Genomic DNA, 23,353 nt, shown 5'->3' on the forward strand with positions numbered 1-23,353 from the left:
CCTGCGGTCTGTCCACAACCGGCACGCGATGTCCGCCCGACCGGCCACGCGTCGCACCCGGCGCCATCCGACTCAGCTCGGCCTATCCCCACCCCACCCCCGTCACTGGGTGGGGGAAACGTAGCGGCGAGTTATGACAGTTTTCGCCGGCTGTCCACACCCCAGGCCGCACGGCATTCGGATGGGCGTGGCGCCGCGACGCAGCGCCGCGGGCCGCGGCGTTGCCGGCTGCGGGCGTCGTCACCCCGCCGCCCCACGCCACCCCCACCCCAGTCCTCGGATTCCATGGGTCGTTGCAACACTCGATCGACGGGTGTTGATGATGGGGTTTTGAGGTCCGGGACCGTTCGCTCCCGCAGCGTGGTCGGCCGTTGCTGCGGGAACGGGCGGCTTACCTTGCCCTGGTGGAGCAGGGGACGAACTGTTCGCAGGCGGCCTAGGTAGTCGGGATCAACCCGCGGACCGGTAAACGGTGGCGGCACGGCCCGAACCCGATCACCACCACCGCCCGGCGCGCGGTCCGGGGGCGATGGATTCCGGAACAGATCCTGGCACGCGTACGCCGCGAGCATCCCGACCGGCCGGAGCCTTCCGTGACACCCGAAACCATCTACCAAGCCCTCTACGTCCAGGGCCGCGGCGAACTGCGCCGCGAGATCGCGGCCGCGCTGCGCACCGGCCGGGCGATACGCCGCCCCCCGCCCGGGGAGCGCAGCAGCGCAGCCCGCGGATGGCCACGCCGATGGTGCTGATGAGTGAACGAGCCGCCGAGGTCGACGACCGGGCAGTGCCGGGGCATTGGGAGGGCGATCTGATCATCGGCAAGGACAACCGGCCGGCGATCGGGACGCTGGTCGAACGGCACACCCGTCATGTCCTGCTCGTCCACTTACCGGCCGGGCGCAGCCCGGAGCTGGTCCGAGACGCCCTGATCGACACCATCGGCGGGCTGCCGCAGCAGTTGCGCCGGTCACCGACCTGGGACCAGGGCAGCGAAATGCACCGGCACCACCAATTCACCCTAGCCACCGACATGACCGTCTACTTCTGCGACCCACACAGCCCATGGAAACGCGGCTCCAACAAACACTTCCCGAAATCCACCGACCTGACCGCGCACGACCACGACCACCTGGACGCCGTCGCTGCGCAACTCAACGGCCGACCCCGGACACTCAACGGGGACACCCCCGCCGAACACTTCACCACCCTCCTCGCACAAGCCAGCTGACCAGCCATGTCGCGACGACCCCCAGAATCCGCCAAAACGGGGTGGGGTGACTTTACGAGCCGCCTACGACAAATTCTGTGGGCTGTCCACAACCGGCACGGCGAAGGGACGCGCACGTAAGCGGCGCAGCATGCGGGCGTCGGCGAAGCCCACCGCGTGGGCCGCGCCCTCTACCGTGGCGCCGTGGGCGATCAAGTACTCGGCTCGTTCTACTCGCAACACCTGCTGGTAGCGCAGCGGGGTGCGGCCCGCGGCGGTCGTGAACAGCCTCGTCAGGGTGCGCTCGCTCACCCCGGCGTCGGCGGCCAGGGACGCCAGCGGCAGCGGTGAGGCGAACGCGGCGTCGATGCGGTCCTGCACTCGGTGGACCACGTCGGACAGGTGGGCTCGGTGCCGGAGCATCGCGCTGTCCTGGGGCTCGTCGCCGTTGCGGCGGCCGTAGACGACCATCTCGCGGGCCACTCGGGCGGCGACCGCCGGGCCCTGGCGCAGCGCTACCAGGTGCAGGGCCAGGTCGATGCCGCTGGCGATGCCGGCCGACGTGACCACGCGGTCGTCGCTGACGTAGAGGACGTCGCGCACCACGGTGGCCAGCGGATAGTCGAGGGCCAGGCGGTCCTGCAGGTCGTGATGGGTGGTGCAGCGGCGGCCGTCGAGCAGGCCGGCCCGGCCCAGGGCGTCGGCTCCCGCGCAGACGCTCGCCACCATGCCGCCGGCCTCGTGATGGGCGGCGATCCGGCGCAGCGTGCTCGCGTGAAAGGCGCCGTAACCGTCGTGCCAGCCGGGGATCAGGACGAGGTCGTCGCGGGACAGGGCGGGCCAGTCCCGCGACGCGTTCAGGGAGACGCCCTGCCAGGTGGGCACCGGTGACGCCTCGGCGACGTAGCTGACCTCGTACCCCTCGGCCGTGGTGAACACCTGCGCGGGGCCGGCCAGGTCGAGCAGGTGCACCTGCGGCGTCAGCACGAACACCACGCGGCTCACGATCCGGTCACGCCTCCAGGTAGTCGTCCGTGTTGCGGACCGCGGCGAAACGGCCGGCCAGAGCGTACTCCGTGCGGGCCACGACGTCGGCCGCGGAAAGCGTTCGGGGGTCGGCGAGAAGCTCGGCGACCGTCTGGTCGGCGGGGGCGTCCCAGTGCGGGATCGGGAAGGTGCCGGTCGCGTCGGTGACGAACGTGACGTCGTACCCGAAATCCGAGGCCACCCGTGCGGTCGTCTCGACGCACTGCTCGGTGCGCAGCCCGCACACCGTCACCGACGTCACCCCGGCGGTCGTCAGCACCTGGCCCAGGTTGGTCGTCGTGAAGGCGTTGTGCGAGGTCTTGGCCACGAACGGCTCGTCCTTGGCCGGCTCGAGCTCGCCCACCACCCGTACGTGCCCGTTGGCCGGATCGAACTCGCCGCCGCTTCCCGGCTCGGAATGCACCACCCAGACCACCGTTTCGCCGTTCTGTCGGGCCGCCTCGACGAGGCGCGTGACATTGGCGATGAGCGATGGATTGTTCAGCGTCTCCCAGAGCGGCCGCACCCGGAACGATTCCTGCACGTCGATCACGATCAGCGCGTTTGTCATGACTCGATTCAACGCCGCGGCCGGGCGGCGAGAAAGACACCATCGGGACCGTGGGCGGAACGATCTGGTCACGTACGGGAAAAGCCCTCGGGGTCATTCCGGATTAACCGCCCACCGGTGATCGACCAGGATCGAACCCATGAATTCCTTCCTCAGCGTCCTGCTGGCCGCCGCGCTGCCGGTCCCCGCGCCCGCGGGGGGCGCGCTCGGCTGGCACACCTGCGGCGACGACCGGGACGCCCAATGCGCCACCCTCACGGTGCCGATCGACTGGGATCACCCCGGCCGCGGCACCATCGACCTGTCCGTCGGCCGGCGCCTCGCCACCGATCAGGCCCACAAGATCGGCACGCTGGTGTGGGGACCGGGCGGCCCGTGGGATCCGGGCGTCAACCGGGTCGTCAACGACTACGGCCGGTTCAGCGACACGATCCTGAGCCGCTTCGACATCGTCGGCTTCGACCCGCGCGGTTCGAACGGCAGCCACGCGGTGACATGTCCCGACGCCGGCGAGAAGCCCGCCCCGGTGCTGACGAGCCAGGCCGACTTCGACGCGACCCTGGCGTACAACCGAAAGCTCTGGAAAGGCTGCCGCGCCGCGACCGGCCCGGTGTGGGACCACGCCGACATGCTCAGCAACGTCCGCGACGTGGACGCGCTGCGGGCCGCGCTCGGCGAGCGGCAGATCAGCTTCCACGGCAGCTCGTACGGCACGCTGCTCGGCGAGCAGTACGCCGAGCGCTACCCGGGCCGGGTGCGGGCCATGGTGCTGGAGAGCGTCGACGACCACAGCGTGCCGACCACGGGCGCGTTCCTGACCAGCCAGGCGGCCGCGTTCGAGGACGCGTTCGACGATTTCGCCGACTGGTGCGACGGCGCCGGAACGGCGTGCAGCCTCAACCAGCGTGGCGGCGCGCGCCCGGTCTGGCACCGGCTGATCGGCACGCACAACCGGTTCGACCTGCTCGCGGTGAGCCTGAAGCGGCTCAAGGACGCCGATTACGCCGTACTGGCCGATTATCTTTCCGCTGTGGACGCCGGCGGTCCGGCTCTACACGTCACCGACCTCGGCGTGGTGATCCCGGCATTCTGCGGGGATTGGGCGCTTCCAGTCCGGAATTACCCGGAATATCGGGCATTGCTCGACAAGACAGCAAGAATCGCGCCAACAACCGGCTACCCGCCGCAGATCTTCGCGCTCACCCTGTGCCTGGGCTGGCCACACCCGGCGAACCCGCAGCACGTGCTCAGCGTCCACACCAAGACACCGATCCTGCTGCTCAACGCGAAGCACGACGCGGCCACGGGACTGAACTGGGCGAAAGCGGTCGAGCGACAGCTGGGTCGGCACGGGGTGCTGGTCACGTACGAGGGCGCCGGCCATGGGTCGTACACGCTGAGTGATTGCATGAAAAAGACCGCCGACGATTACCTCGTCGCGCTGAAGGTGCCGGCGCGGGGCGCCACCTGCCCTATCGCCTGATGTCGCCGCCGGTCAGTGCCGCCAGCTCGGCCCGGTCGGGCAGGCCCTCGCAGTCGCCCGGGACGGTGACCGCGAACGCGCCCGCCGCGATCGCCGTGCGGAGGCACTGATCGGCCGGGGCGCCGGCCAGCCGGTCGGCGAGGTAGCCGGCCACGAACGCGTCCCCCGCGCCGACCGGGTCGATCACCGTCACCGGCAGCGCGGGGACCTCGTGGCGTACCCCGTTGATCTGCGCGACGCAGCCGCGGCCGCCGTCCTTCACGATCACCTCGGTCGGCCCGAGCTTGGCCAGTCCGCCCAGCACGTCGTCGCCGTCGACGAACAGCGCGGCCTCCTCGGGGCCGGCGAAGACGATGTCGGCCATCGAGACCAGGTCGCGCAGCACCGGCGCCGCGTCGTAGCTCGACCACAGCTTGCTGCGGTAGTTCACGTCGACCGACACCGGCACGCCCGCCGCCAGCGCGGTCTCGACCGACTGGAAGACGGCGGCCCGGCAGGTCTCGCTCAGCGCCGGGGTGATGCCGGTGACGTGCACGATGCCGGCCTCGCGCAGCTCGGCGCCGGGGACGTCGTGCGGGGTGAGCCGGGAGCCGGCGCTGCCGGCGCGGTGGTAGTCGACGTGCATGAACTCGCCGGACCGCTTATAACGCACCATCAGGCCGGTGAACATGTCGTCGGGGATGGTGAGGGCGCGCACGCCGGCGTCGGTGAGGCGGCGGCCGATCAGCTCGCCGGTCGCGTCCGGGCCGACGCGGCCGAGCCAGGTGGATTTCCCGCCGAGGCGGGCCACGCCGATCGCGACGTTGCTTTCCGCGCCGCCTATCCCGAACGAGAAGCTGCGGGCGTACGCGAGGGGGCCGATGCCGTCGGCCGCGACCAGCCCCATCGTCTCGCCGAAGGTAAAAAGCCCGCCGCTCATGACCGGCCTCCGCTCATGATCGGGCGAACGCTACCGCGCTGACCGCGTGCCGGGCGCGCGCCGCGAGCGCCTTCATGCTGCCGCCCTGGGTGGCGTCGCCGACCAGCGGGCTGCCCACGCCGACCGCCTTGGCCCCGGCGAGCAGCCAGTCCGCGATGTCTTCGATCTTGATGCCGCCGGTCGGCATCACCTTGATCTGCGGGAGCGGGCCGCGCACATCGCGCAGGAAGCGCGGGCCGAGCCCGGCCGCCGGGAACAGCTTGACCAGGGGCGCGCCCGCTTTGTACGCCTCGTACATCTCGGTCGGGCTGGACGTGCCGGGGTAGAACGGCACCGACGAGCTCGCCACCAGCGACACGTCGAGCACGGGTGAGACGAGGAAGGCGGCGCCGGCGTCGACCGCGGCCTTCGCGTCGTCGGCGGTGAGCACGGTGCCGGCGCCGACCGCCACCGTGGACGGCAGCTGGCGGCGCAGACCGGCGAGCGCGTCGAGGGCGCCCCGCGAGGTCAACGTGACCTCGAGCGCGGTGATCCCGGCGCCGATCAGAACGTCGGAGACGGCGGCAAAGCTGTCTGCGGTCGGCGCGCGAAGGATCGCCACGATCCCGCTGCGGATGACTGCGTCAGTTACATCGTCATCGGTCACGACTTAGATCCTGCCCGATATCGGCAAGATCATCCAGGGGCGGTTTGCGCAGAAAGGACCGGGCGCGGCCGTTGAGCAGGTGCGGCTTGGCGGGTGCCTGGGTATCAATGCCCAATTCATCCCGTACGGCCGCCTCGAACTGCTGCATCACGAGCGGCACCTGGGTGAGCAGCTCGCGGAAATGGATCTGCGGTTGCACGCCCGGCACCCCGGCGGGGTTCATCTCGCCGTGCAACTTCTGGAGCAGCACGTGTACGGCGAGAGCGGCGCTGCGCACGGGACCGGACGCGAGCAGCCGCACTTGCATCAGCGCCGGCCCGACCTCGTCGACATAAGCGAGCGCCGAAGCCGGCTTCTCCCCCGCGTCGTAGGCGGCGCGGAGGCGGTAGGTATCACGTTCAAAAACGGAGAGCAGGCCGACGTACGCGTCCCTGCGCTCCTCGTACCACCGTTTGGTGCGCTTGCGACGGCTACGCACGAGCTCGTCACGGGCCGTGACGAGCACCGCCGCGGCGGCGCCGAGCAGCGCGAACAGGAGAGCGGTGAGGGGAAGGCCCCACCACGGGATCTGAGACACGCGCTAACCGTAGCGAGGTCGCGCCCGGGGGTCATGTCCGGCGGAGCACCGACACAACTTTCCCGAGCACGACGGCGCGGTCTCCGTCGATGTTCTCGTACGCCGGGTTGCGCGGTTCCAGCACTACGTGCCCCGCCCGCCGCCGGTACACCTTGACGGTCGCCTCGTCGTCGATCATCGCGGCCACGATGTCCCCGTTGAACGCCTCCGCCTGCTGCTTGACCACCACGATGTCCCCGTCACAGATGGCGGCGTCGATCATCGAGTCCCCCCGCACCCGCAGCCCGAACAGCTGACCGCGCCCGACCAGGTCCAGGGGAAGGGCCAGCACTTCGTCCGAGTTCTGCTCGGCGAGAATCGGCGTCCCGGCCGCGATGTCCCCGAGCACTCGCACGGTGGTGGTCACGCTTTCGGGACGCGGGCTCTCGGCGGGTTGCAGAAACAGGCGCACGTCCACGGGCCGGGTGGCGGCCCGCCCGCGGCGCAGATACCCATGCTCCTCGAGCACGCGCAGATGCCGCCCGACGGTCGAGGCCGAGACGGCCCCCAGCGAGTCGGCAATCTCCCGGGTGGACGGCGAGTAGCCGTACCGCAGCGCCCACTTCTGAATGACGCCCAGGATCTGCCGTTGGCGCTCACCGAGCACGGACGTGTCAAGTTCCTCCAGCACCCCAAGATCCTGCCAGATCGGGGTCGCGGGTGTTCGGAGCCACACCGCTGGGGTGGGCTGTCGCCTTGTGGATTGGCCCTGATTTTTGTCGTAGCTCGCCGCTAAATTCGGCCCCACCCAGTTATCGGGTGGGGACCAGACGGGCCTGGATCGAGGGGACTGAGCTTGGGCCTGCTGTGCGGGTGAGCTTCGCGAGCCGGGCCGAGCCGGGCCGAGCCACGCGAGCCGATCCCGGTGAGCTGGGCTGAGCGCGCCGAGCCGAGGAGCCGACCCCCGCGAGCCGGGCTGAGCGCGCCGAGCCGAGGAGCCGACCCCCGCGAGCCGGGCTGAGCGCGCCGAGCCGAGCGAGCCGAAGCCGAGCAATACGAGCCGACTGGCCGCACGGGCGCGGCCTGGGCCGGTCGCGCGGGGTGAGCTTGGGGCCGGTCGCGCGGGGTGAGCTTGAGGCCGGTCGCGCGGGGTGAGCTTGGCCGGTCGACGTTCGACTCGGGCCGGCCGGAACGGCAACGAGCCCAGGGCAGCGCGCACCTCATTGGATCCCGTCATGCGCGTAAGGCACAGCATCGGCAACCAACCCGAACCCCAAAACGCGCAAAATGGGCCGACCCCCACCATCAGGCCCCGGCCCACCCCGCAAGCGATCACACCCAGCCGATCAACCCCGGCTACCTGCGCAAATGCCCAGCAACCCCCTGCAAAACCGACATCGAACTACTGCTGTCGCCGCTGCTCAGGATGCTCACCAGCGCGCCCCCGCAGATGCACAGGATGATGACGCCCACCACGGCCAGCAAGATGATCTGGAAGACCGCGCCCGGCCACTTCTGTGGCGGGGTGCCCAGGGCGCCCTTGAACCAGATTGCCATCGGGGCTCGGTATTCGAGCTCCAGCGTCTGGCCCGGGTACACGTTCACCGGCAGGTCGGCGGGGCCCATCCGGGGCGGCAGGAAGTACGGGATGTGCACGTGCAGCATGTACTGGCCGGCGGGCACCGGGATCACCTGACGGCCCCAGGCGTTCGCCACCACGTGGCCGTTGATCTCGGTCTGCGGCTTGAACAGGGCGAGCAGGAAGGCCAGCGGGTGGTATTTCAAGGTGAGCGCGATGGCGCCGCCCGCCGGTGGTGGCTGGTAACCGGGCTGCTCGTACGACATGGTTCCTCCCCGTCCTTGATCGGCTGGCGAAGGATACGACATCGGCCGGCGCGGGCTACCAGGCGTCAGGACGGATATTCGGTCCCGGGGGCGGCCGCGATCAGGACGTCGGCGACCGGGTGCCAGCCGAGCGCGGCGTAAAGGCGCTGGCCCGCCTCGCTCGCGATCAAGAGGCCGTGCCGGGCGCCCGATGCGAGCGCGGCCGAGGCGAGGGCGCTCATCACCACGCCGCCCAGGCCGCGCCGGCGATGATCGGGGTGGGTGAGGATGCGGTCGGCGACGGCATCCGAGCCGCTCAAGCCCATGGTCCCGTGTGCGGCCTCGACCGAGGAAGAAAAGACCGCGGCGGTGACGACCTGGCCGGATACGTGGGTCTCCAAGCGGTACGGTCCGGCGAGCGCACTCTGCGGCTGTTCACGCAGATCGACCGCCATCAGCCGTTCCGCGCGTTTGAGCAAAACGAGCCCGGAATCTGTCAGTACCTCGGCCGCCGCCGAGGGTGACGGGGTCGGCACTGTCAGCCAGGTGGTTGCGGTTTCGCCGAGCACCAGCTCGGCCAGCCCGGGGAGAGCGGACAGATCGAGGGCGAAGTATTCAACATCGCGTCCGAGCTGCTGTGTGAGCACGCGAAGCCCGCCGGGGACGGGAACGGCGGCGGGCAGGCCCCGGGACGCGCCCCAGCCGCGCTGCCACCGAACGACGACATCGCGCAGGTCGGTCACCGGGAAAGTAGATCACTCGCGTCTGTCGGCTTGACGACGACCAGGCGGAATAACGATTGAGATACAGGACAGCACCCCTGGCCTGCACCGACTACTGTCGCGGACCTCTGAACCTGAACCTTTCCTGATAGGACCTCGACCGTGTCGTACCCGCCGCCGCCCGAGCAGCAGCAGTACCCGTCGCAGCCGGGCCAGCCGCAGTACCCGAATCAGCAGCAGTTCCCGACCCAGCAGGGCCAGCCCGGCCAGCAGCCGGGCTACCCGCCGAACTTCCAGGCGCCGCCACCTCCGCAGCAGGGCCGCAGCGGCCTCGCGATCGCCGGCTTCATCCTGGCGTTCTTCATCGCGCCACTCGGCTTCATCCTGAGCCTGATCGCGATCTTCAAGACCGGCGCCGGCAAGGCCAAGGGCCGCGGCCTCGCGATCGCCGGTGTGATCATCTCGCTGGTCATCATGGGCATCTGGACCGCCGTGATCGTCGCCATCTCGAGCTCGACTGTCGCCGACCCGGGCTGCGTCTCGGGCAAGGCCGCGATCATCGCGAGCGGCAGCAACGTCGACGAGGCGTCGCTGACCAAGACCGCGAACGACCTCAAGGCGGCCGCGGCCAAGGCCAAGCACGACGACGTCCGCAACGCGCTCAACGCCGTGGCCGACGACTACGCGCAGATGGCCAACGCGGTCAAGACCGGCGACGTCCCGCCCGGCATCGTGGACAAGATGACCAAGGACGGCCAGGAGATCGACAACCTCTGCACGATCGGTTCCTGAGAAACGCGACGGTGACGGCGGCGCCGGAAGCGGCGCCGCCATCACCGGCCGGAAACATAGAGTGGCTTCCATGACCACGGGGAGCGAGCTCCAGGAACTACTTCAAGAAGCGATCAGCGCGTACGACGTTCCGGGCGCGGCGGTCGCGATCGGCCACGACGGCCGGCTGATCGAAGCGGCCGCCGGCGTGCTCAACAACGACACCGGCGTACGCGCGACGCCCGACAGCCTCTTCCAGATCGGCTCGGTCACCAAGGTCTGGACGACCGCGCTGGTGATGCAGCTGGTCGACGAGGGCCGGGTCGACCTGGACGAGCCGGTCCGCCGCTACCTCCCCGAGTTCGCGGTCGCCGACCAGGAGGCCACCGAGACCGTCACGGTCCGGCACCTGCTGACCCACACGGCCGGCTTCGACGGCGACCTGTTCGAGGACACCGGCCGCGGCGACGAGGCGATCGACCGCTACCTCGCCTATCTGCCGAAGGCGGCCGGCCAGGTGCACCCGGTCGGGGCGCTCTACTCGTACAGCAACTCGGGTTTCGTGGTCGCGGGCGCGCTCGTCGCCCGCCTGCGCGGTGGCATCTGGGAATCGGTGCTGCGGGAGCGGCTGATCGACCCGCTCGGCGTGACCCACATGGCCCTGCGCGCCGAGGAGGCGATCCTCTTCCGGGCGTCGGCCGGTCACAAGCGCGGCGGCGAGGTCTTCCGGGAATGGCAGCTGCCCCGCTCGCTCGGCCCGGCCGGAGCCACCCCCTGCGCCGCCCCGCGCGAGCTGGTGCGGTTCGGGCGGATGTTCCTGGCCGGCGGCGACGGGCTGATCTCGGCCGGCGCGGTGACCGCGATGACCACGGCGGAGTCGGCGATCCCCGGCGTGCCGGGACGATCGGCCGACCGGTACGGGCTCGGGATGAGCCTGTTCGACTGGAACGGCACCCCGGTCTTCGGCCACGACGGCGGGACGATCGGGCAGAGCACCGTGTTCCGGGTGCTGCCCGGGCACGACCTGGTCGTCGCGATGTCGGCGAACGGCGGCATGCCCGACGCCCTCTTCGACACCCTGCTCGACCACATCGTCGAGGACGCGGCCGGCGTCACCGTGCCGCCGCGACCGGCCCCGCCGGGCGGGACGGCGGACCCGGGCCCGGAGCGGTTCGCCGGTCGCTACGAGTTTCCCCTGTACCGCTTCGACGTGGCGGTCGCCGAAGCCGGGCTCGACGTGACCATGACTCCGCAGGTGTCCTCGAGATCGCCGGTGACCCGCCCACGACCATGCGGTGCGTGCCGCTGGACGGCGACACGTTCGTCACCGCCGAGCCGCTCGACGGGGCATATCGGACGATCACCTTCGTCGACGGCGGAAAATACCTGCACGAGGGCCGGGCCGCGCGGCGGATCTCTTGACCTGAACCTGACTTCAACTTGCAGAGTGCGGCAATGACAAGAGTGCGGCAATGACAAGAGTGCGGCCATGACAAGAGTGCGGCCATGAGAGCAGCCGTCTTCGACCGGTTCGGACCGCCGGACGTCCTCCACCTGACCGACCTGCCCGATCCCGAGCCGGGGCCGGGCGAGGTGCGCGTCCGGGTCCGGGCCGCCGGGGTGCAGCCGTTCGACGTCGCCGTCCGGCAGGGCCGGATGCCCTGGGCGAAGGTCGACTTCCCGCAGCAGATCGGCCAGGAGTACGCCGGGGTGATCGACGGCGTCGGCGCGGGCGTCGCGGGACTCGCGGTGGGCGACGCGGTCCTGGGATCCACGATGATGAACGGGTACGCGGAACTGGTCGTCGTACCGGCCGAGACGGTGGTCCGGAAGCCGGATCGCCTGGACATGCCCACCGCCGCCGCGCTCGTCGCGGCCTCGCAGACCGCGAGCGGGGCCCTGCTCGAGCTCGGCGTGAGCGGTGACGACGTGCTGCTGGTGCACGCGGCGGCCGGAAGCGTCGGGACGGTCGCCGTCCAGCTGGCCCGCGACGAGGGCGCCACCGTGATCGGCACGGCGAGCCCGGCGAACCACGACTACCTGCGGCGGCTCGGCGCGGTGCCGGTCGCGTACGGGCCGGCCCTGGTCTCGCAGATCCGCGCCCTCGGCCTCGCCCCGACGGTGGCGCTCGACGCGGCGGGCGGCGACGCGATCGCCCAGTCGGTGTCGCTCGGCATCGCGCCCGACCGGGTCGGCACCATCGTCGACGACAAGGCCGCGGCCGAGCACGGCGCCCGGGTGGTGCGGGCCGGCCGCAGCCCCGAACGGCTCGCCCGGGTGGCCGGCCTGGCCGCCCGGGGCACGGTCACGATGCCGGTCCGCGCCTATCCGTTCACCGACGTCGCCGCCGCCCACGCGGCCGTGGAGTCACGCCACGGCCGCGGGAAGGTCGTCCTGATCATCAGCTCGTGATCGTGTCCCACGAGTAGGCCGCCAGCGCGAACGCGGCGCCCAGCAGCGCGAGGCTGATGCCGCGGGCCGGGATGGGCAGCGCCGCGAGGGCGAGCAGGATGATGGCGATCACGTAAAGGACACCCTGAATGGGCATAGTCACTCCTCGATCGGTGGGGATGCGGCGACCCGCTTACCCCACCGGCGAGGACCGCTAAACCACCGGCAGCACCAGCGCCGACGTGGGCCGGATCGTGGTCTCGGTCGGGACCATCCGGGTGGCCGGCCCCGGCGGCTCGCCGGTGCCGTAGTTGCGCAGGTAGCGCGGGTGCGCCCCGCCCGCGACCAGCAGCCGGATGCGGTGGCCGGGCCGGAACCGGTGTCCCGCCGGGCCGAGGGAGACCACGACGCGGCCGGAAACCGCGAACCGCGTCAGCCCGTCGCAGACGTTGACCGACTTGCCGGTCGGGTCGACGTCGCAGAGGCGGGCGAACAGGTCACCGCTCGCCGCCGTGGTCGACGCGTCGAATTCGGCCCGCACCGCGCCCATCACCTCGACCGCCTCCTCAAGCGGCTCGCCGGTGAAGATCAGCACGTCGGCCCGGGCCTCGAGCTCCGCGTTGTCGTGCCGGCCCTGCGTCCGGGACTGCAGCGCTCCCCCGATCGACGGCGTCGGGTCGGCCGGGTCGTACCGGAAGCTGCGTTCCGCGTCGGCGAAGGACCAGCGCTCCTCCCGCCCGGGCGGCGGCCACGACGGCAGGTCGCGCCACTCCTCGGCGCCCCCGACGAACACCCGCACCCGGTCGGCCGGCGCCTCGCCCCGCAGGTGCCGCAGGGCCTGGCCGAACACCTCGTCCCAGCCCCGGTCGAGCGACGACGTGTGCGTCCACGGCCCGATCAGCAGGTCGGGGTCGTGCCCGGCCGCGCGCAACCGGTCGTACTGCTCGATCACCTGATGCGGCGCGAGGTCCCACCAGCCGGTGCAGAGGCTGACCGGCACGGCGAGCTTGTCGGCGACCGGCATGAGGTCGCCGTCGGCCCAGAACGACTCCTCGGGGTGCGCCACGAACTCCTCGAACGCCGGCCGGCGACCCCCGAAGATCGCCGGATAGGCGTCGAGGAGCGGGACCCGCCCGACCGCCTTCTTCCAGGTGCGCTGCATGCGGGCCATCGCCCAGGCGTAGTCGCGCGCCTTCAGCGCCTGCCCGAACAGCGCGATGCCGCCGACCAGCGAGCGCTCGAGCCCGAACGCGCCGCCCGGCCAGAAGAAGTCGCGCGGGTCGGAGAAGCCGATCTGCATGATCGCTCCCCGCCACTCCGGCGGCGGATCGATTCCCAGGGCCCATTGCGCGTACGCCATGTAGCTCCCACCCATGGTGTAAAGCTCGCCGGTGAACCACGGCTGGTCGCGCAGCCAGGCGACCGCGGCCTGCCCATCGGCCGGCTCGTTGCGCCAGACGTGGAACTCGCCGCCCGAGCCGCCGGTGCCCCGGCAGTTCTGCAGCAGCACGTGGAAGCCCTGCTCGGCGACGAGGACGCCGTAGAGGTAGTTGAACGGGAAGCCGGCGCGGATGTAGGGCGCCCGGATCAGGACGGTCGGGCACGGGTCGCCGGTGACCGGGGCGTAGTGGTCGGTGAGCAGCGGGCTGCCGTCGGCGGCGGGCACCGGCACGGCCGGCTCCCAGCGCACGTCGTACCGTGCGGACGGTCCCTTGCGGGCCCGCCGCCGCAACATCCGGGGAAGAAGAGGGAGTCGCTGCATGTCAGGCTCCTTTATCGTACGGCGTACTGAAAATAGTAGCAGGAGGTATCGATGGCTCGCGGACGACCGCCGCAGCACACCCGTGACCAGGTCGTGGAGGCGGCGATCCGGGTCGCCGACGCCGAGGGGCTGACGGCCGTCACGATGCGCCGGATCGCCACCGAGATCGGGGCCGGCGCGATGTCGCTCTACACCTACGTCGACACCCGGGACCGCCTGCTGGACCTGATGGTCGACCGGGTCGGCGCGACGACCCGGCGGGTGCCGCCGACCGGCGACTGGCGGGTGGACCTGCCGGCGCTCGCGGGCGCGCAGCGGGAGCTGATGCTGGCCCACCCATGGCTGCCGGCCGCGCTGCCGAACCGCCGGCTGACCGGCACGCACATGCTCGCCTACCTCGAGGAGGGGCTGGCCGCGCTGGCGCCGACGGGTCTGGACGGCCCGACCAAGATGGAGGTGATCGCGCTGATCACGGGCTTCGTCGCGGCCTACGTGATGGGTGAGCAGGCGAACGCGACGCCGGCCGCCGAGCAGGTCGCGCTGATCACCGGGGCGATCGCGAGCGGCGACTTCCCGCACCTGGCGGCGGCGCTGGCGGAGGGCGGGCCGGCGCGCGAGCAGTCGTTCGAGCGCATCGCCGCCTGGACGATCATCGGCCTTGTCGAGCAGGCCATTCACCACGGGGGCGCGCCGAGGTAAGCAGAGCCGGGCCGGGCGCCGAGGTAAGCAGAGCTGGGGGTCCGCTCTCAGGCGCTGACCGTACGCTCGATCCAGTGCGTGAGGTTCGCCGGCCGGTCGGCCTTGCCGTAGAACCAGCCCTGCACCAGGTCGCAGCCCTGCTCGCGCAGCCAGTCCCGCTGGACCTCGGTCTCCACGCCCTCGGCCACGACGCGGTGACCCATCGCGTGGGTCATGGCCAGCACCGCGCGGACGATCGGCTCGTTGGTGCCGGCCCGGCCGCAGTCGTCGATGAACGAGCGGTCGATCTTGACGATGCCGACCGGGAGCCGGTGCAGGTAGGAGAGCGACGAGTAGCCCGTACCGAAATCGTCGATGCAGAGGGTGACGCCCAGCGCATGCAGCGCGTTGAGGGTGAGCAGCGCCGCGTCGACGTCGGCCATCACGCCCGACTCGGTGATCTCCAGCCACAGCGCCTGCGGCGGCAGGCCGGTCTCGCGCAGGACGTCGTCGACGATCCTCACGAGCGTGCCGTCGCGCAGCTGCCGGACCGCGACGTTGACCGAGACGTGCAGCGGGCGCGCCCCGGGACCGCGGATGTCGGTCCACTCGAGCAGCTGGCGGGCCGACTCGCGCAGCAGCCAGGCGCCCATCTCCTCGATCATGCCGGTCTCCTCGGCGATCGGGATGAACTCCATCGGCGAGACGAAGCCGAGCTCGGGCGAGTTCCAGCGCATGAGCGCCTCGAAGCCGTCCAGGTCCTCGCCGGCCAGGTCGACGATCGGCTGGAAGTGCACGGCGAGCTCGCCGCGTTCCAACGCGCCGCGCAGCGACTGCTCGAGCTTGACCCGGTCGCGCACCTGCTCCCGCAGCGAGTTGTCGAACAGGGCGTACGCGTTGCGGCCCGAGCCCTTGGCCTTGTACATGGCGGTGTCGGCGTCGCGGATCAGCTCGAGCGCGTGCGCGCCGCCGGTCGACTTGGCCACGCCGATCGAGGCCGAGATGACCACCTCGCCGACCGAGAGCGCGAACGGGCGGGCGAACTCGGCCAGCAGCCGGTCGGCCAGCGACTCGGCCAGGCGCAGGTGCGAGGGGCTGGCCAGGGCGATCACGAACTCGTCGCCGCCGATCCGGGCCACCACGTCCTCGGCCCGCACCTGCTCGCTGAGCCGGGACGCGACCGCGCAGAGCAGCTCGTCGCCGACCTGGTGACCCCAGTGGTCGTTGATCATCTTGAACCGGTCGAGGTCGATGAAGAGCAGGCTGATCTCGAGGTGCTCGTCGGCGGCGCGGCCGGCCCAGCGCGCCACCGTCTCCGACAGCAGCTCGCGGTTGGGCAGGTCGGTGAGCCCGTCGTGGGTGGCCCGCCGGCGGGTGGCCCGCTCGGCCCGGGCCCGGGAGTTGTTCGAGCGCACGACCCGGGCCAGCACGCTGAGCACGATCAGGGCGCAGAGCGAGGCGCGGATCAGGTCGTTGCCCATCGGGCCGAGCGGCATCAGCGACGTCACGATCGTCGGCACCACGACCACGAGGCCGATCACGGCCATCCGCACCGGGCTCATGTCGCGGATCGCGATCTGCTGCGGCTCGACCAGCGAGCGGATCGACGGGTGCCAGGCGGCGGCCGGGATGAGCACGAACATGACCAGGAACAGCGCGTTGATCGGCAGCTGGTCGATGTGCAGGATCTCGGTGTCGCGCAGGCTGAACAGCAGGTCGGCGGCGAACATGGCGGCGGCCGCGACGATCATCAGCCAGAGCGCGACCGCGCGCACGCCGCCGGCGAAGAGCAGCTGGGCGACCAGGGTCACCAGGACCACGTCGATGATCGGGAACAGCGCGTCGATCAGCTGCACCACCGACAGGTGCTTGTCGGCGATCGACGGCGCGATCACGAAGGTCCAGGTCAGGAACGCGAACGCGAGGCCCATCAGCACGGCGTCGACCCGGGCGGGGTCGTCGTCGCCGGCGCGGCGCCGGCGCAGCATCACGGCAAAGGCATAACCCATGCAGAGGTACGCCGGGACGGTGATCAGATCGGGCACGAGCGCGATGGGCCGGGGCGGGGTCGCGAGTGTCTCGGGCACGGCGGCCCGGATCAGGACCGCCACGATGTAGAGGTAGCCGGCGACCAGCAGCAGGCGCCACGGGGTCCGGTCGGCCGGGGCCAGATTGAGCCGGGGCCCGACGTGGATCGCCGTCATGCCCACGATCAGCACCACCGCGGTGATCGGGGTCTGCAGCGACTCGGGGCCGAAGTAGAAAAGCGCGACCATGGCGAGGCCGCCGACGACGTGCAGCCAGGCGGCATACGCCCGTAAAGGGGCGCGGCGCGTGGCGGTGGCGTCGACTCTGGTCACGTCCTTCCATCGGCGGTGCGCATGCATTCTTTATCGAACCGCGGTGCCGGTCCAGACCGTACCCGAAATTAATTGCTTGGGCCTTTTGCCCGATTTTTTGAGACCAAATAACAAGACATAGTCCGTAATTTGCGGGACGCCCGGCGAGGAAGACGGCAACCTGGCACATGGCCGATCAACCAGTACCACGGGGGAATACGTGCGCCGGAATCGGACGAAGCGCCTCGCCGCGCTTCTCGCCATGATCTTTATTGCCGCCTATCCGGCGCCCGCGAAAGCCGCCGCGAATCCGGAAATGCAGACACTGGCCTTCCCGATCGTCGCGAAAAGGACGAAACCGTTCGGATTGCTGGGAATCACCTGGACCGATCCGGAAGCGCGGATCGGCGGGACGATTCAGGTCCGCACCCGCGACCGCCGTACCCGCCACTGGACCGCCTGGCGATCGCTCGAGGCGGACGGCACGGCGGCCGGCGACCTGCGTGGCTCGACCGACCCGCTCTGGGTGGGGCCGTCCGACGGCGTCGAGGCCCGGATCATCGGCGGCCGCCGGGTCTTGCCCGCGGGCCTGCGCGTCGACCTGATCAACCCGGACGCCGAGCGGCCGTCCGCGCGCATCGAGTCGGCCCCGGCTCGGACCGCGGCGCCGATGCCGGCCCGCCCGGTCCCCCGCATGGTCACCCGGGCCGGCTGGGGCGCCAACGAGGCGATCGTCCGGGCCGCGCCCTCCTACACCGGCCCGGTCCAGCTCTTCTTCGTGCACCACACGGCGACCGGCAACGGCTACTCCTGCCGCGACTCGGCCGCCATCGTCCGCGGCATCCAGGCCTACCAGGTGCGCACCAAGGGCTGGGACGACATCGGCTACAACTTCCTGGTCGACAAGTGCGGCACGATCTTCGAGGGGCGCGGCGGCGGGGTCGGCCGCAACGTGCTCGGCGCGCACACCCTCGGCTTCAACACCGATGCCAGCGCGGTCGCGGTGATCGGCACGTACGACTCGATCGGGGTCTCCCCCGCCGTGCGCACCGCGATCGCCACCGTGGCCGCCTACAAGCTCGGCGCCGCCGGCAACCCGCCGAACGGCAAGGTCGCCTACGTCTCGGGCGGTAGCAACCGCTATCCGCTCGGGCAGCGGGTCACGCTCTACCGGATCTCCGGCCACCGGGACGCCGGCCGCACCGACTGCCCCGGCGACTCGCTCTACCGTCAGCTCCCGCAGATCCGGGCGATCGCCGGCGCGCCGCCGATCGGGCTGCGGCTCCTGCGCATGCCGGGCGCGGTCAAGCTCGGCCCGCTGCTCTACACCCGCGGCCTGATCCGCCCGCTCTGGAACGTGTCGACGCCGAGCGCGCTGATCGCCCGGTTCGAGATCTGGGTCGACGGGAAGCTGGCGATCGCCGCGCCCGGCTCGCACCGCACGACCGCGCTGCGCCTCGCCCCCGGCGGCCACACCGTCGCGGTCCGGGCCGTGCACCTCTCCGGCCGGGCGGCCACGTCCGCGGTCCGGGTGGTGGCGGACGCGACCGCGCCGGTCTTCGCCTACGGGCCGGACGTCGCCCTGCGGGTCGGCTCGCTGAACGGCTCGGTGCCGATCCGGCTCGGCTGGCGGGCCACCGACGTGAACGGGCTCTCGGCGGTCCGTCTGCTCCGGCCGACGTCGGTCGACCTGGGCATCGCCGCACGCAGCCGGACCGGCACGATCAAGCCGGCCGTGCCCACGACCTTCGGGCTGCGGGCCACCGACCGGGCCGGCAACGCGGCCGGCGCGTCGGTCACGCGTACACCCCTCGTGGTGTCGGAAGCCGCCGCCCGCCGCACCGGGATCTGGCACGCCCTGAGCAACCCCGGCTATCTCGGCGGCGTCGCGCTCGGCAGCACCGCCGCCGGATCCACCGCGACCTGGACCTTCACCGGGCGCTCGGCCGCGCTCGCGGTGAGCCGGGCGGCCGGCTCGGGACGGATCCGGATCGGGGTGGACGGCGAGGACCAGGGCACGCTCGATCTGCGCGCCCCCCAGACCCGCTACCGCCAGGCGGTCTGGACGCACTACTGGTCCTCGGCCGGGACACATACGGTTCGGGTGAGCGTGGAACGCCCGGGCGTCGTCCTGGACGGGCTCGTCTTTCTCAAGTGACTGACAGAAGGTGTCAGCCTTTCCGGCCAGGATGAGGCGCATGACTGGAATCGCGACTCTCGCAATGATCAACCTCGACGCCGCGGACCCGGGTGCGCTGGCCACCTTCTACTCCCAGGTGCTGGGCTGGGAGGTGCTGCACAGCGAGGGCGACTACGCCATGATCGGTGACGGGACGACGAGCCTCGGCTTCGGCCGGGTGCCCGGCTACTCGGGTCCCGGCTGGCCCGACGAGAAGTCCCCGAAGCGCTACCACCTCGACCTCTACGTCGACGACCTGGACAAGGCCGAGGAGCAGGCGCTCGCGCTGGGCGCCACCAAGCCGGCCGAGCAGCCCACCCCGGATCGGTGGCGGGTGCTGCTCGACCCGGCCGGGCACCCGTTCGACATCTGCCTGCGCTAGATCTTTTCCTGGACCAGCGCATAGTCCGCGAGCGTGATGGCGTCGGCCTTCGCGAGCTGCTTCTCGAGCATGGCCCGCATCGGCCGGCGACCCATCATGCGCATCGAGGTCGCCCGCATGCGGATCATCAGGCGGCCGTTCGGCGCGAAGCCGCCCATGCCGCCCGGCGGCAACTGCGTCCCGTCGGCGACGTAGGCCGCCATCTGCCGCTGGTACGCCGCGAACGCCTCTTCCGGGGTGTTCGCGGCGGCCAGCTCGCCGGCCAGCACGTAGGCGCCGACCAGGCTCATGCTGCTGCCGAGGCCGGCCAGCGGGGAGCCGCAGTAGCCGGCGTCGCCGAGCAGCACGACCCGCCCCCGGGACCACGTCTCCACGTGGACCTGGCTGATCTCGTCGAAGTAGAAGTCGTCGGCGTCCCCCATCGCCTGGAGAAGCGCCGGCACCCGCCAGCCGACGCCCCGGAAGCGTTCCGCCAGAAGGGCGATCTGCCGGCTCTTCTCCATCCGGCGGAACGGCTCGGTGGTGCGGAAGCTCAGGCTCGCCTTGGCGGTCCCGCCGCGCTCGGGCCGGATGCCGGCGACCCGGCCACCCGGCGCGTTGAACATCTCGAACCACCGGTCGAGGTCCCCGGGATCGGGCACGGAGAAGTAGGACGTCCGGCCGCCGAGCGGGCGCACGAACTGCTCGTGCGGGCCGAACGCCAGCTTCCGCACTCCGGACCGGACCCCGTCGGCGCCGGCCACCACGTCGAAGCGCTCCCGGCGCCCACTGGCGAAGGTGACGTCCCCCGCGCCGGACAGCTCGGTCACGTGATCGCCGAACCGCCAGTCGACGTCGCGGGCGGTCGCGTCGTGCAGGATCCCGGCGAGATCACCCCGGGCGATCTCGATCTCGGCGACGATCCCCTCCCCGCCGAACAGGTCGGCCGGCATCGTGGCCATCTTCCGGCCGCGGGCGTCGACCAGGGCGAAGCCGCGCTCGTCCACCTGCCGCTCCCGGATCGCCTCGCGCAGGCCCATCCGCTCGACCACAATGCGCGCGGCGCCGCGGATGTCCACCGCGTGCCCGCCCGGGCGCGGCGCCGCGGCCCGCTCGACGATCGTGACGTCGGCGCCGGCCCGGTGCAGCCAGAACGCCAGGGCCGGACCGGCGATGCCCCCGCCGGAGATCAGAACACGCATTCCCCGCTCCTCCGCCTTTGAATCGAATCTGCGTACGATGTACGTGCGTACTAGTCGCAGCGTAAGAGCCCTTATTGCCCGGAGCAAACTGCACTAGTACGGTGGTCGCGGCAGCCGGGAGGTGTACTAGTGCATCCGTATCAGCGGATCGTCGACGACGTGCGGGGGCGCATCGAGGCCGGCGAGCTGCGGCCGGGCGACCGCGTGCCGTCGGCCCGCCAGCTCACCAAGGACTGGGGCGTCGCGATCGCCACCGCCACCCGGGCCCACGCGGCGCTGCGCGAGGAGGGTCTGACGATCAGCCGCGCGGGCGTCGGCACGGTGGTGGCCGGCCCCGCGCCGCGGCGCGACCACGAGCTCACCCTGGCGCGCATCGTGACCACGGCCACCGAGATCGCCGACCAGGAGGGGTTCGCCGAGCTGTCGATGCGGCGCATCGCGGGCCGGCTCGGGGTCTCGACGATGGCGCTCTACCGGCACGTGCCGAGCCGCGAGGAGCTGACCCTCGCGATGATCGACGCGGCCCTCGGCGAGCTGCCGCTCCCGGACCGGCACCCGCGCGGCGGCTGGCGGGCCGCGCTCGACCTGGTCGCCCGGCTGGAATGGGCCGGGTTCCAGCGGCACCCGTGGCTCGGGCCGGCGCTCTCGATCACCCGGCCGCAGTTCGCGCCGAACGCGATCCGGCTGACCGACTGGGTGCTGGCCGCCTTCGACGGCACCGGGCTCAGCCTGCAGGAGCGGATGTACGTGCAGATCACGCTGTTCACGTTCGTCCGCGGGGTGGCCAGCGGGCTGGAGCCGGAGGCCGAGGCGGTCCGGGACACGGGACTGACCAACGACCAGTGGATCGAGGCGCAGACCGTGTCGTTCGCGGCCGAGATGCGGGCCGGCCAGGTGCCGCACATCCAGGAGCTGACCAGGGAGGAGTTCGACTTCGACCTCGACCAGCTCTTCGAGTTCGGCCTGGCCCGCCTGCTCGACGGGCTGGTTCCCTACGTCGTGCGGCGGTAGACGACCGCCTGCCACGGCGCCATGGTCAGGCCCTGCGGTTCGGCCACGTTGGTGAGGACCAGTTCCGCGTCCTCCCACGCGATGGCGTCGTCGAGCTCGGCGCGTACGGTATCGCCGGAGAAGTTGCCGATGACCAGCAGCTCGGTGTTTCCCAGGCGGCGCGTGAACGCGTACAGCCGCTCGTCGGCCGGCAGCAGCATGGTGAAATCGCCGTCCACCACCGCCGGCTCGTCGTGCCGCAGCTGGATCAGCTTGCGGTAGTGGTGGAAGACCGAGTCGGGATTTGCCCGCTCGGCCGCCGCGTTGATCTCCGGGTAGTTCGGGTTGACCGCGAGCCACGGCGTGCCCGCGCTGAAGCCGGCGTTGACCGAGTCGTCCCACTGCATCGGCGTCCGCGCGTTGTCCCGCCCCCGGGCCCGCAGCACGGTCAGCACGTCCTCGGGGCTCTTCTTCTCCAGCTCGACCGCCTGGTGGAACTGGCCGAGCGCCTCGATGTCGCGGAAGTCGGCGATCGTGCGGAACGGGAAGTTGGTCATGCCCAGCTCCTCGCCCTGGTAGACGTAGGGCGTGCCACGGTGCAGGTGCAGGACCGTGCCGAGCATCTTGGCCGCCGCCACCCGGTGCCCGGGCGAGTCGTCGCCGTAGCGGGAGACCACCCGTGGCTGGTCGTGGTTGTTCCAGTAGAGGCTGTTCCAGCCCACCTCGGCCAGGCCGGCCTGCCACCGGCCGAAGATCCCCTTCAGCACGGTGAGCTGGAGCGGGATCAGCTTCCACGGGTCGCCGCCGCGGTCGGCCCAGACGTGGTCGAACTGGAAGACCATGTCGACCTCGTGCCGGTCCTGGGCGGTGAACTTGATCGCCTCGTCGACGGTGACGCCCGGCATCTCGCCCACCGTCAGCATGCCTTCGCGTCCCGCGAAGACCTTGTCGTTCATCTCGCGCAGGAACTCATGGTTGCGCGGCCCATTGATGTACGCGGCGGAGCCGTCCCCATAGGCGGCGCCGGCGGTGACCCGGCCGTCCGGCAGCGCCGTGTCCTTCGAGATCATGTTGATGACGTCCATCCGGAAGCCGTCCACGCCCCGGTCGAGCCACCACCGCATCATCGCGTAGACGGCCTCGCGGACCTCGGGGTTCTCCCAGTTGAGGTCGGGCTGCTTGGGCGAGAACAGGTGCAGGTAGTACTCGCCGGTCTTCTCGTCGTAGGCCCAGGCCGGCCCGCCGAACGCCGAGCCCCAGTTGGTCGGCTCGGCCCCGGGCGTGCCCGGCTCCATCCCGTCCCGCGCCGGCCGCCACCAGTACCAGTCCCGCTTGGGGTTGTCGCGGCTCGACCGGCTCTCGGCGAACCACGGGTGCTCGTCGGAGCTGTGGTTCACGACCAGGTCCATGATCAGCTTCATGCCTCGCGCGTGGACGCCCGCGAGCAGCTTGTCGAAGGTCTCGAGGTCGCCGAAGAGCGGGTCGATGTCCTGGTAGTCGCTGATGTCGTAACCGTTGTCGTCCTGCGGCGACCTGTAGATCGGCGAAAGCCAGAGCACGTCGACGCCGAGCTCGGCCAGGTGGTCCAGATGGTCGATGATCCCGCGCAGGTCACCCATGCCGTCCCCGTCGGCGTCGGCGAAGCTGCGGGGGTAGATCTGGTACACGACCGCGCTTTTCCACCAGAGATCCGTCATGCGTCTTCTCTAACACGTTCTCTCCG

21 protein-coding genes and 1 pseudogene are annotated in these 23,353 nt (G+C 71.1%); 9 read left to right on the forward strand and 13 right to left on the reverse strand.

The genetic code is table 11. The features are described from left to right. Positions 1-527: 527 nt before the first annotated feature. Positions 528-1,231, forward strand: a pseudogene (locus tag ACZ6TB_RS43675) (IS30 family transposase); the annotation flags it as partial. 63 nt (positions 1,232-1,294) lie between these two features. On the opposite strand, the gene ACZ6TB_RS43680 reads toward ACZ6TB_RS43675, so the two are convergent. Beyond that, entirely contained in the window at positions 1,295-2,215 is a 921-nt protein-coding gene (locus ACZ6TB_RS43680) for a GlxA family transcriptional regulator (protein ID WP_465566106.1), read from the reverse strand. Positions 2,216-2,222: 7 nt separating this feature from the next. Beyond that, the gene (locus ACZ6TB_RS43685; protein WP_465566109.1) at positions 2,223-2,807 is read right to left on the reverse strand and encodes an isochorismatase family protein; all 585 of its coding nucleotides are present in this window, start codon (positions 2,805-2,807) and stop codon (positions 2,223-2,225) included. 139 nt (positions 2,808-2,946) lie between these two features. Between ACZ6TB_RS43685 and ACZ6TB_RS43690 the strand changes: the two genes are divergently transcribed. Further along, positions 2,947-4,290, forward strand: a complete 1,344-nt coding sequence (locus ACZ6TB_RS43690; protein WP_465566112.1) for an alpha/beta hydrolase — start codon at positions 2,947-2,949, stop codon at positions 4,288-4,290. On the opposite strand, the gene ACZ6TB_RS43695 is transcribed toward ACZ6TB_RS43690, so the two are convergent. The 6 genes from ACZ6TB_RS43695 to ACZ6TB_RS43720 all read right to left on the reverse strand — a co-directional run bounded on the left by ACZ6TB_RS43695 (position 4,280) and on the right by ACZ6TB_RS43720 (position 8,978). Then, entirely contained in the window at positions 4,280-5,209 is a 930-nt protein-coding gene (locus ACZ6TB_RS43695) for a sugar kinase (protein WP_465566115.1), read from the reverse strand. The genes ACZ6TB_RS43690 and ACZ6TB_RS43695 overlap by 11 nt on opposite strands. Before the next feature lie 13 nt (positions 5,210-5,222). Beyond that, positions 5,223-5,855 (reverse strand): bifunctional 4-hydroxy-2-oxoglutarate aldolase/2-dehydro-3-deoxy-phosphogluconate aldolase, encoded by a 633-nt coding sequence (locus ACZ6TB_RS43700; RefSeq protein WP_465566117.1) that lies wholly within the window; start codon positions 5,853-5,855, stop codon positions 5,223-5,225. Further along, on the reverse strand, positions 5,845-6,432 hold the full coding sequence (locus tag ACZ6TB_RS43705) for a hypothetical protein (protein ID WP_465566120.1): 588 nt from the start codon (positions 6,430-6,432) through the stop codon (positions 5,845-5,847). Before ACZ6TB_RS43705 ends, ACZ6TB_RS43700 begins: the two co-directional genes overlap by 11 nt. Positions 6,433-6,463: 31 nt before the next feature. Next, positions 6,464-7,102 carry a transcriptional repressor LexA gene (lexA, locus tag ACZ6TB_RS43710; RefSeq protein WP_465566122.1) on the reverse strand — a complete coding sequence of 213 codons (639 nt, stop codon included), beginning with the start codon at positions 7,100-7,102 and terminating at the stop codon, positions 6,464-6,466. Positions 7,103-7,767: 665 nt separating this feature from the next. Then, positions 7,768-8,256 (reverse strand): hypothetical protein, encoded by a 489-nt coding sequence (locus tag ACZ6TB_RS43715; protein WP_465566125.1) that lies wholly within the window; start codon positions 8,254-8,256, stop codon positions 7,768-7,770. A gap of 65 nt (positions 8,257-8,321) precedes the next feature. Continuing rightward, positions 8,322-8,978: a GNAT family N-acetyltransferase gene (locus ACZ6TB_RS43720; protein WP_465566127.1), complete on the reverse strand. Its 657-nt coding sequence runs from the start codon at positions 8,976-8,978 to the stop codon at positions 8,322-8,324. Between the two features lie 141 nt (positions 8,979-9,119). Here ACZ6TB_RS43720 and ACZ6TB_RS43725 point away from each other — a divergent pair, with 141 nt between their 5' ends. From ACZ6TB_RS43725 to ACZ6TB_RS43735, 3 genes are all read left to right on the forward strand, one after another. Continuing rightward, positions 9,120-9,749 (forward strand): hypothetical protein, encoded by a 630-nt coding sequence (locus ACZ6TB_RS43725; protein WP_465566129.1) that lies wholly within the window; start codon positions 9,120-9,122, stop codon positions 9,747-9,749. Positions 9,750-9,819: 70 nt separating this feature from the next. Then, entirely contained in the window at positions 9,820-11,187 is a 1,368-nt protein-coding gene (locus ACZ6TB_RS43730) for a serine hydrolase domain-containing protein (RefSeq protein WP_465566132.1), read from the forward strand. Between the two features lie 47 nt (positions 11,188-11,234). Beyond that, positions 11,235-12,140 carry an NADP-dependent oxidoreductase gene (locus ACZ6TB_RS43735; RefSeq protein ID WP_465566134.1) on the forward strand — a complete coding sequence of 302 codons (906 nt, stop codon included), beginning with the start codon at positions 11,235-11,237 and terminating at the stop codon, positions 12,138-12,140. On the opposite strand, the gene ACZ6TB_RS43740 is transcribed toward ACZ6TB_RS43735, so the two are convergent. Continuing rightward, positions 12,130-12,276 (reverse strand): hypothetical protein, encoded by a 147-nt coding sequence (locus ACZ6TB_RS43740; protein ID WP_465566137.1) that lies wholly within the window; start codon positions 12,274-12,276, stop codon positions 12,130-12,132. The genes ACZ6TB_RS43735 and ACZ6TB_RS43740 overlap by 11 nt on opposite strands. A 57-nt stretch (positions 12,277-12,333) precedes the next feature. Further along, positions 12,334-13,881: a CocE/NonD family hydrolase gene (locus tag ACZ6TB_RS43745; protein ID WP_465566139.1), complete on the reverse strand. Its 1,548-nt coding sequence runs from the start codon at positions 13,879-13,881 to the stop codon at positions 12,334-12,336. 51 nt (positions 13,882-13,932) lie between these two features. Here ACZ6TB_RS43745 and ACZ6TB_RS43750 point away from each other — a divergent pair, with 51 nt between their 5' ends. Beyond that, positions 13,933-14,580: a TetR/AcrR family transcriptional regulator gene (locus tag ACZ6TB_RS43750; RefSeq protein ID WP_465566142.1), complete on the forward strand. Its 648-nt coding sequence runs from the start codon at positions 13,933-13,935 to the stop codon at positions 14,578-14,580. Positions 14,581-14,627: 47 nt separating this feature from the next. Here ACZ6TB_RS43750 and ACZ6TB_RS43755 read toward each other — a convergent pair whose 3' ends face one another. Continuing rightward, positions 14,628-16,919, reverse strand: coding sequence for a putative bifunctional diguanylate cyclase/phosphodiesterase (locus ACZ6TB_RS43755; RefSeq protein WP_465566145.1), 2,292 nt, complete (start codon positions 16,917-16,919; stop codon positions 14,628-14,630). A 295-nt stretch (positions 16,920-17,214) separates the two neighbouring features. On the opposite strand from ACZ6TB_RS43755, the gene ACZ6TB_RS43760 reads away from it, so the two are divergent. Together ACZ6TB_RS43760 and ACZ6TB_RS43765 are read left to right on the forward strand one after the other, a co-directional pair. Then, positions 17,215-19,056, forward strand: coding sequence for an N-acetylmuramoyl-L-alanine amidase (locus tag ACZ6TB_RS43760; RefSeq protein ID WP_465566148.1), 1,842 nt, complete (start codon positions 17,215-17,217; stop codon positions 19,054-19,056). Between the two features lie 40 nt (positions 19,057-19,096). Further along, the gene (locus ACZ6TB_RS43765) at positions 19,097-19,459 is read left to right on the forward strand and encodes a VOC family protein (protein ID WP_465566151.1); all 363 of its coding nucleotides are present in this window, start codon (positions 19,097-19,099) and stop codon (positions 19,457-19,459) included. Here the strand turns inward: ACZ6TB_RS43765 and ACZ6TB_RS43770 are convergent. Continuing rightward, positions 19,456-20,640: an FAD-dependent monooxygenase gene (locus ACZ6TB_RS43770; protein ID WP_465566154.1), complete on the reverse strand. Its 1,185-nt coding sequence runs from the start codon at positions 20,638-20,640 to the stop codon at positions 19,456-19,458. The two genes, ACZ6TB_RS43765 and ACZ6TB_RS43770, sit on opposite strands and share 4 nt — an antisense overlap. A gap of 129 nt (positions 20,641-20,769) precedes the next feature. On the opposite strand from ACZ6TB_RS43770, the gene ACZ6TB_RS43775 reads away from it, so the two are divergent. Then, complete coding sequence (locus tag ACZ6TB_RS43775) at positions 20,770-21,651, forward strand: TetR/AcrR family transcriptional regulator C-terminal domain-containing protein (protein ID WP_465566157.1); 882 nt, start codon at positions 20,770-20,772, stop codon at positions 21,649-21,651. Here ACZ6TB_RS43775 and ACZ6TB_RS43780 read toward each other — a convergent pair. Then, a complete protein-coding gene (locus ACZ6TB_RS43780) occupies positions 21,633-23,327 on the reverse strand; it encodes a glycoside hydrolase family 13 protein (RefSeq protein ID WP_465566159.1) in 1,695 nt (564 codons plus the stop codon). The two genes, ACZ6TB_RS43775 and ACZ6TB_RS43780, sit on opposite strands and share 19 nt — an antisense overlap. Between the last annotated feature and the right edge of the window lie 26 nt (positions 23,328-23,353).

Source organism: Actinoplanes sp. NPDC051537 (genome assembly GCF_055586105.1).

What these genes read in the sequence shown, in the direction of transcription:
- ACZ6TB_RS43685 (WP_465566109.1), bottom strand. Translation starts at nt 2,807, where the DNA reads ATGACAAACGCGCTGATCGTGATCGACGTGCAGGAATCGTTCCGGGTG.
- ACZ6TB_RS43690 (WP_465566112.1), top strand. Translation starts at nt 2,947, where the DNA reads ATGAATTCCTTCCTCAGCGTCCTGCTGGCCGCCGCGCTGCCGGTCCCC.
- ACZ6TB_RS43695 (WP_465566115.1), bottom strand. Translation starts at nt 5,209, where the DNA reads ATGAGCGGCGGGCTTTTTACCTTCGGCGAGACGATGGGGCTGGTCGCG.
- ACZ6TB_RS43715 (WP_465566125.1), bottom strand. Translation starts at nt 8,256, where the DNA reads ATGTCGTACGAGCAGCCCGGTTACCAGCCACCACCGGCGGGCGGCGCC.
- ACZ6TB_RS43730 (WP_465566132.1), top strand. Translation starts at nt 9,820, where the DNA reads ATGACCACGGGGAGCGAGCTCCAGGAACTACTTCAAGAAGCGATCAGC.
- ACZ6TB_RS43735 (WP_465566134.1), top strand. Translation starts at nt 11,235, where the DNA reads ATGAGAGCAGCCGTCTTCGACCGGTTCGGACCGCCGGACGTCCTCCAC.
- ACZ6TB_RS43740 (WP_465566137.1), bottom strand. Translation starts at nt 12,276, where the DNA reads ATGCCCATTCAGGGTGTCCTTTACGTGATCGCCATCATCCTGCTCGCC.
- ACZ6TB_RS43745 (WP_465566139.1), bottom strand. Translation starts at nt 13,881, where the DNA reads ATGCAGCGACTCCCTCTTCTTCCCCGGATGTTGCGGCGGCGGGCCCGC.
- ACZ6TB_RS43750 (WP_465566142.1), top strand. Translation starts at nt 13,933, where the DNA reads ATGGCTCGCGGACGACCGCCGCAGCACACCCGTGACCAGGTCGTGGAG.
- ACZ6TB_RS43760 (WP_465566148.1), top strand. Translation starts at nt 17,215, where the DNA reads ATGCAGACACTGGCCTTCCCGATCGTCGCGAAAAGGACGAAACCGTTC.
- ACZ6TB_RS43765 (WP_465566151.1), top strand. Translation starts at nt 19,097, where the DNA reads ATGACTGGAATCGCGACTCTCGCAATGATCAACCTCGACGCCGCGGAC.
- ACZ6TB_RS43770 (WP_465566154.1), bottom strand. Translation starts at nt 20,640, where the DNA reads ATGCGTGTTCTGATCTCCGGCGGGGGCATCGCCGGTCCGGCCCTGGCG.
- ACZ6TB_RS43780 (WP_465566159.1), bottom strand. Translation starts at nt 23,327, where the DNA reads ATGACGGATCTCTGGTGGAAAAGCGCGGTCGTGTACCAGATCTACCCC.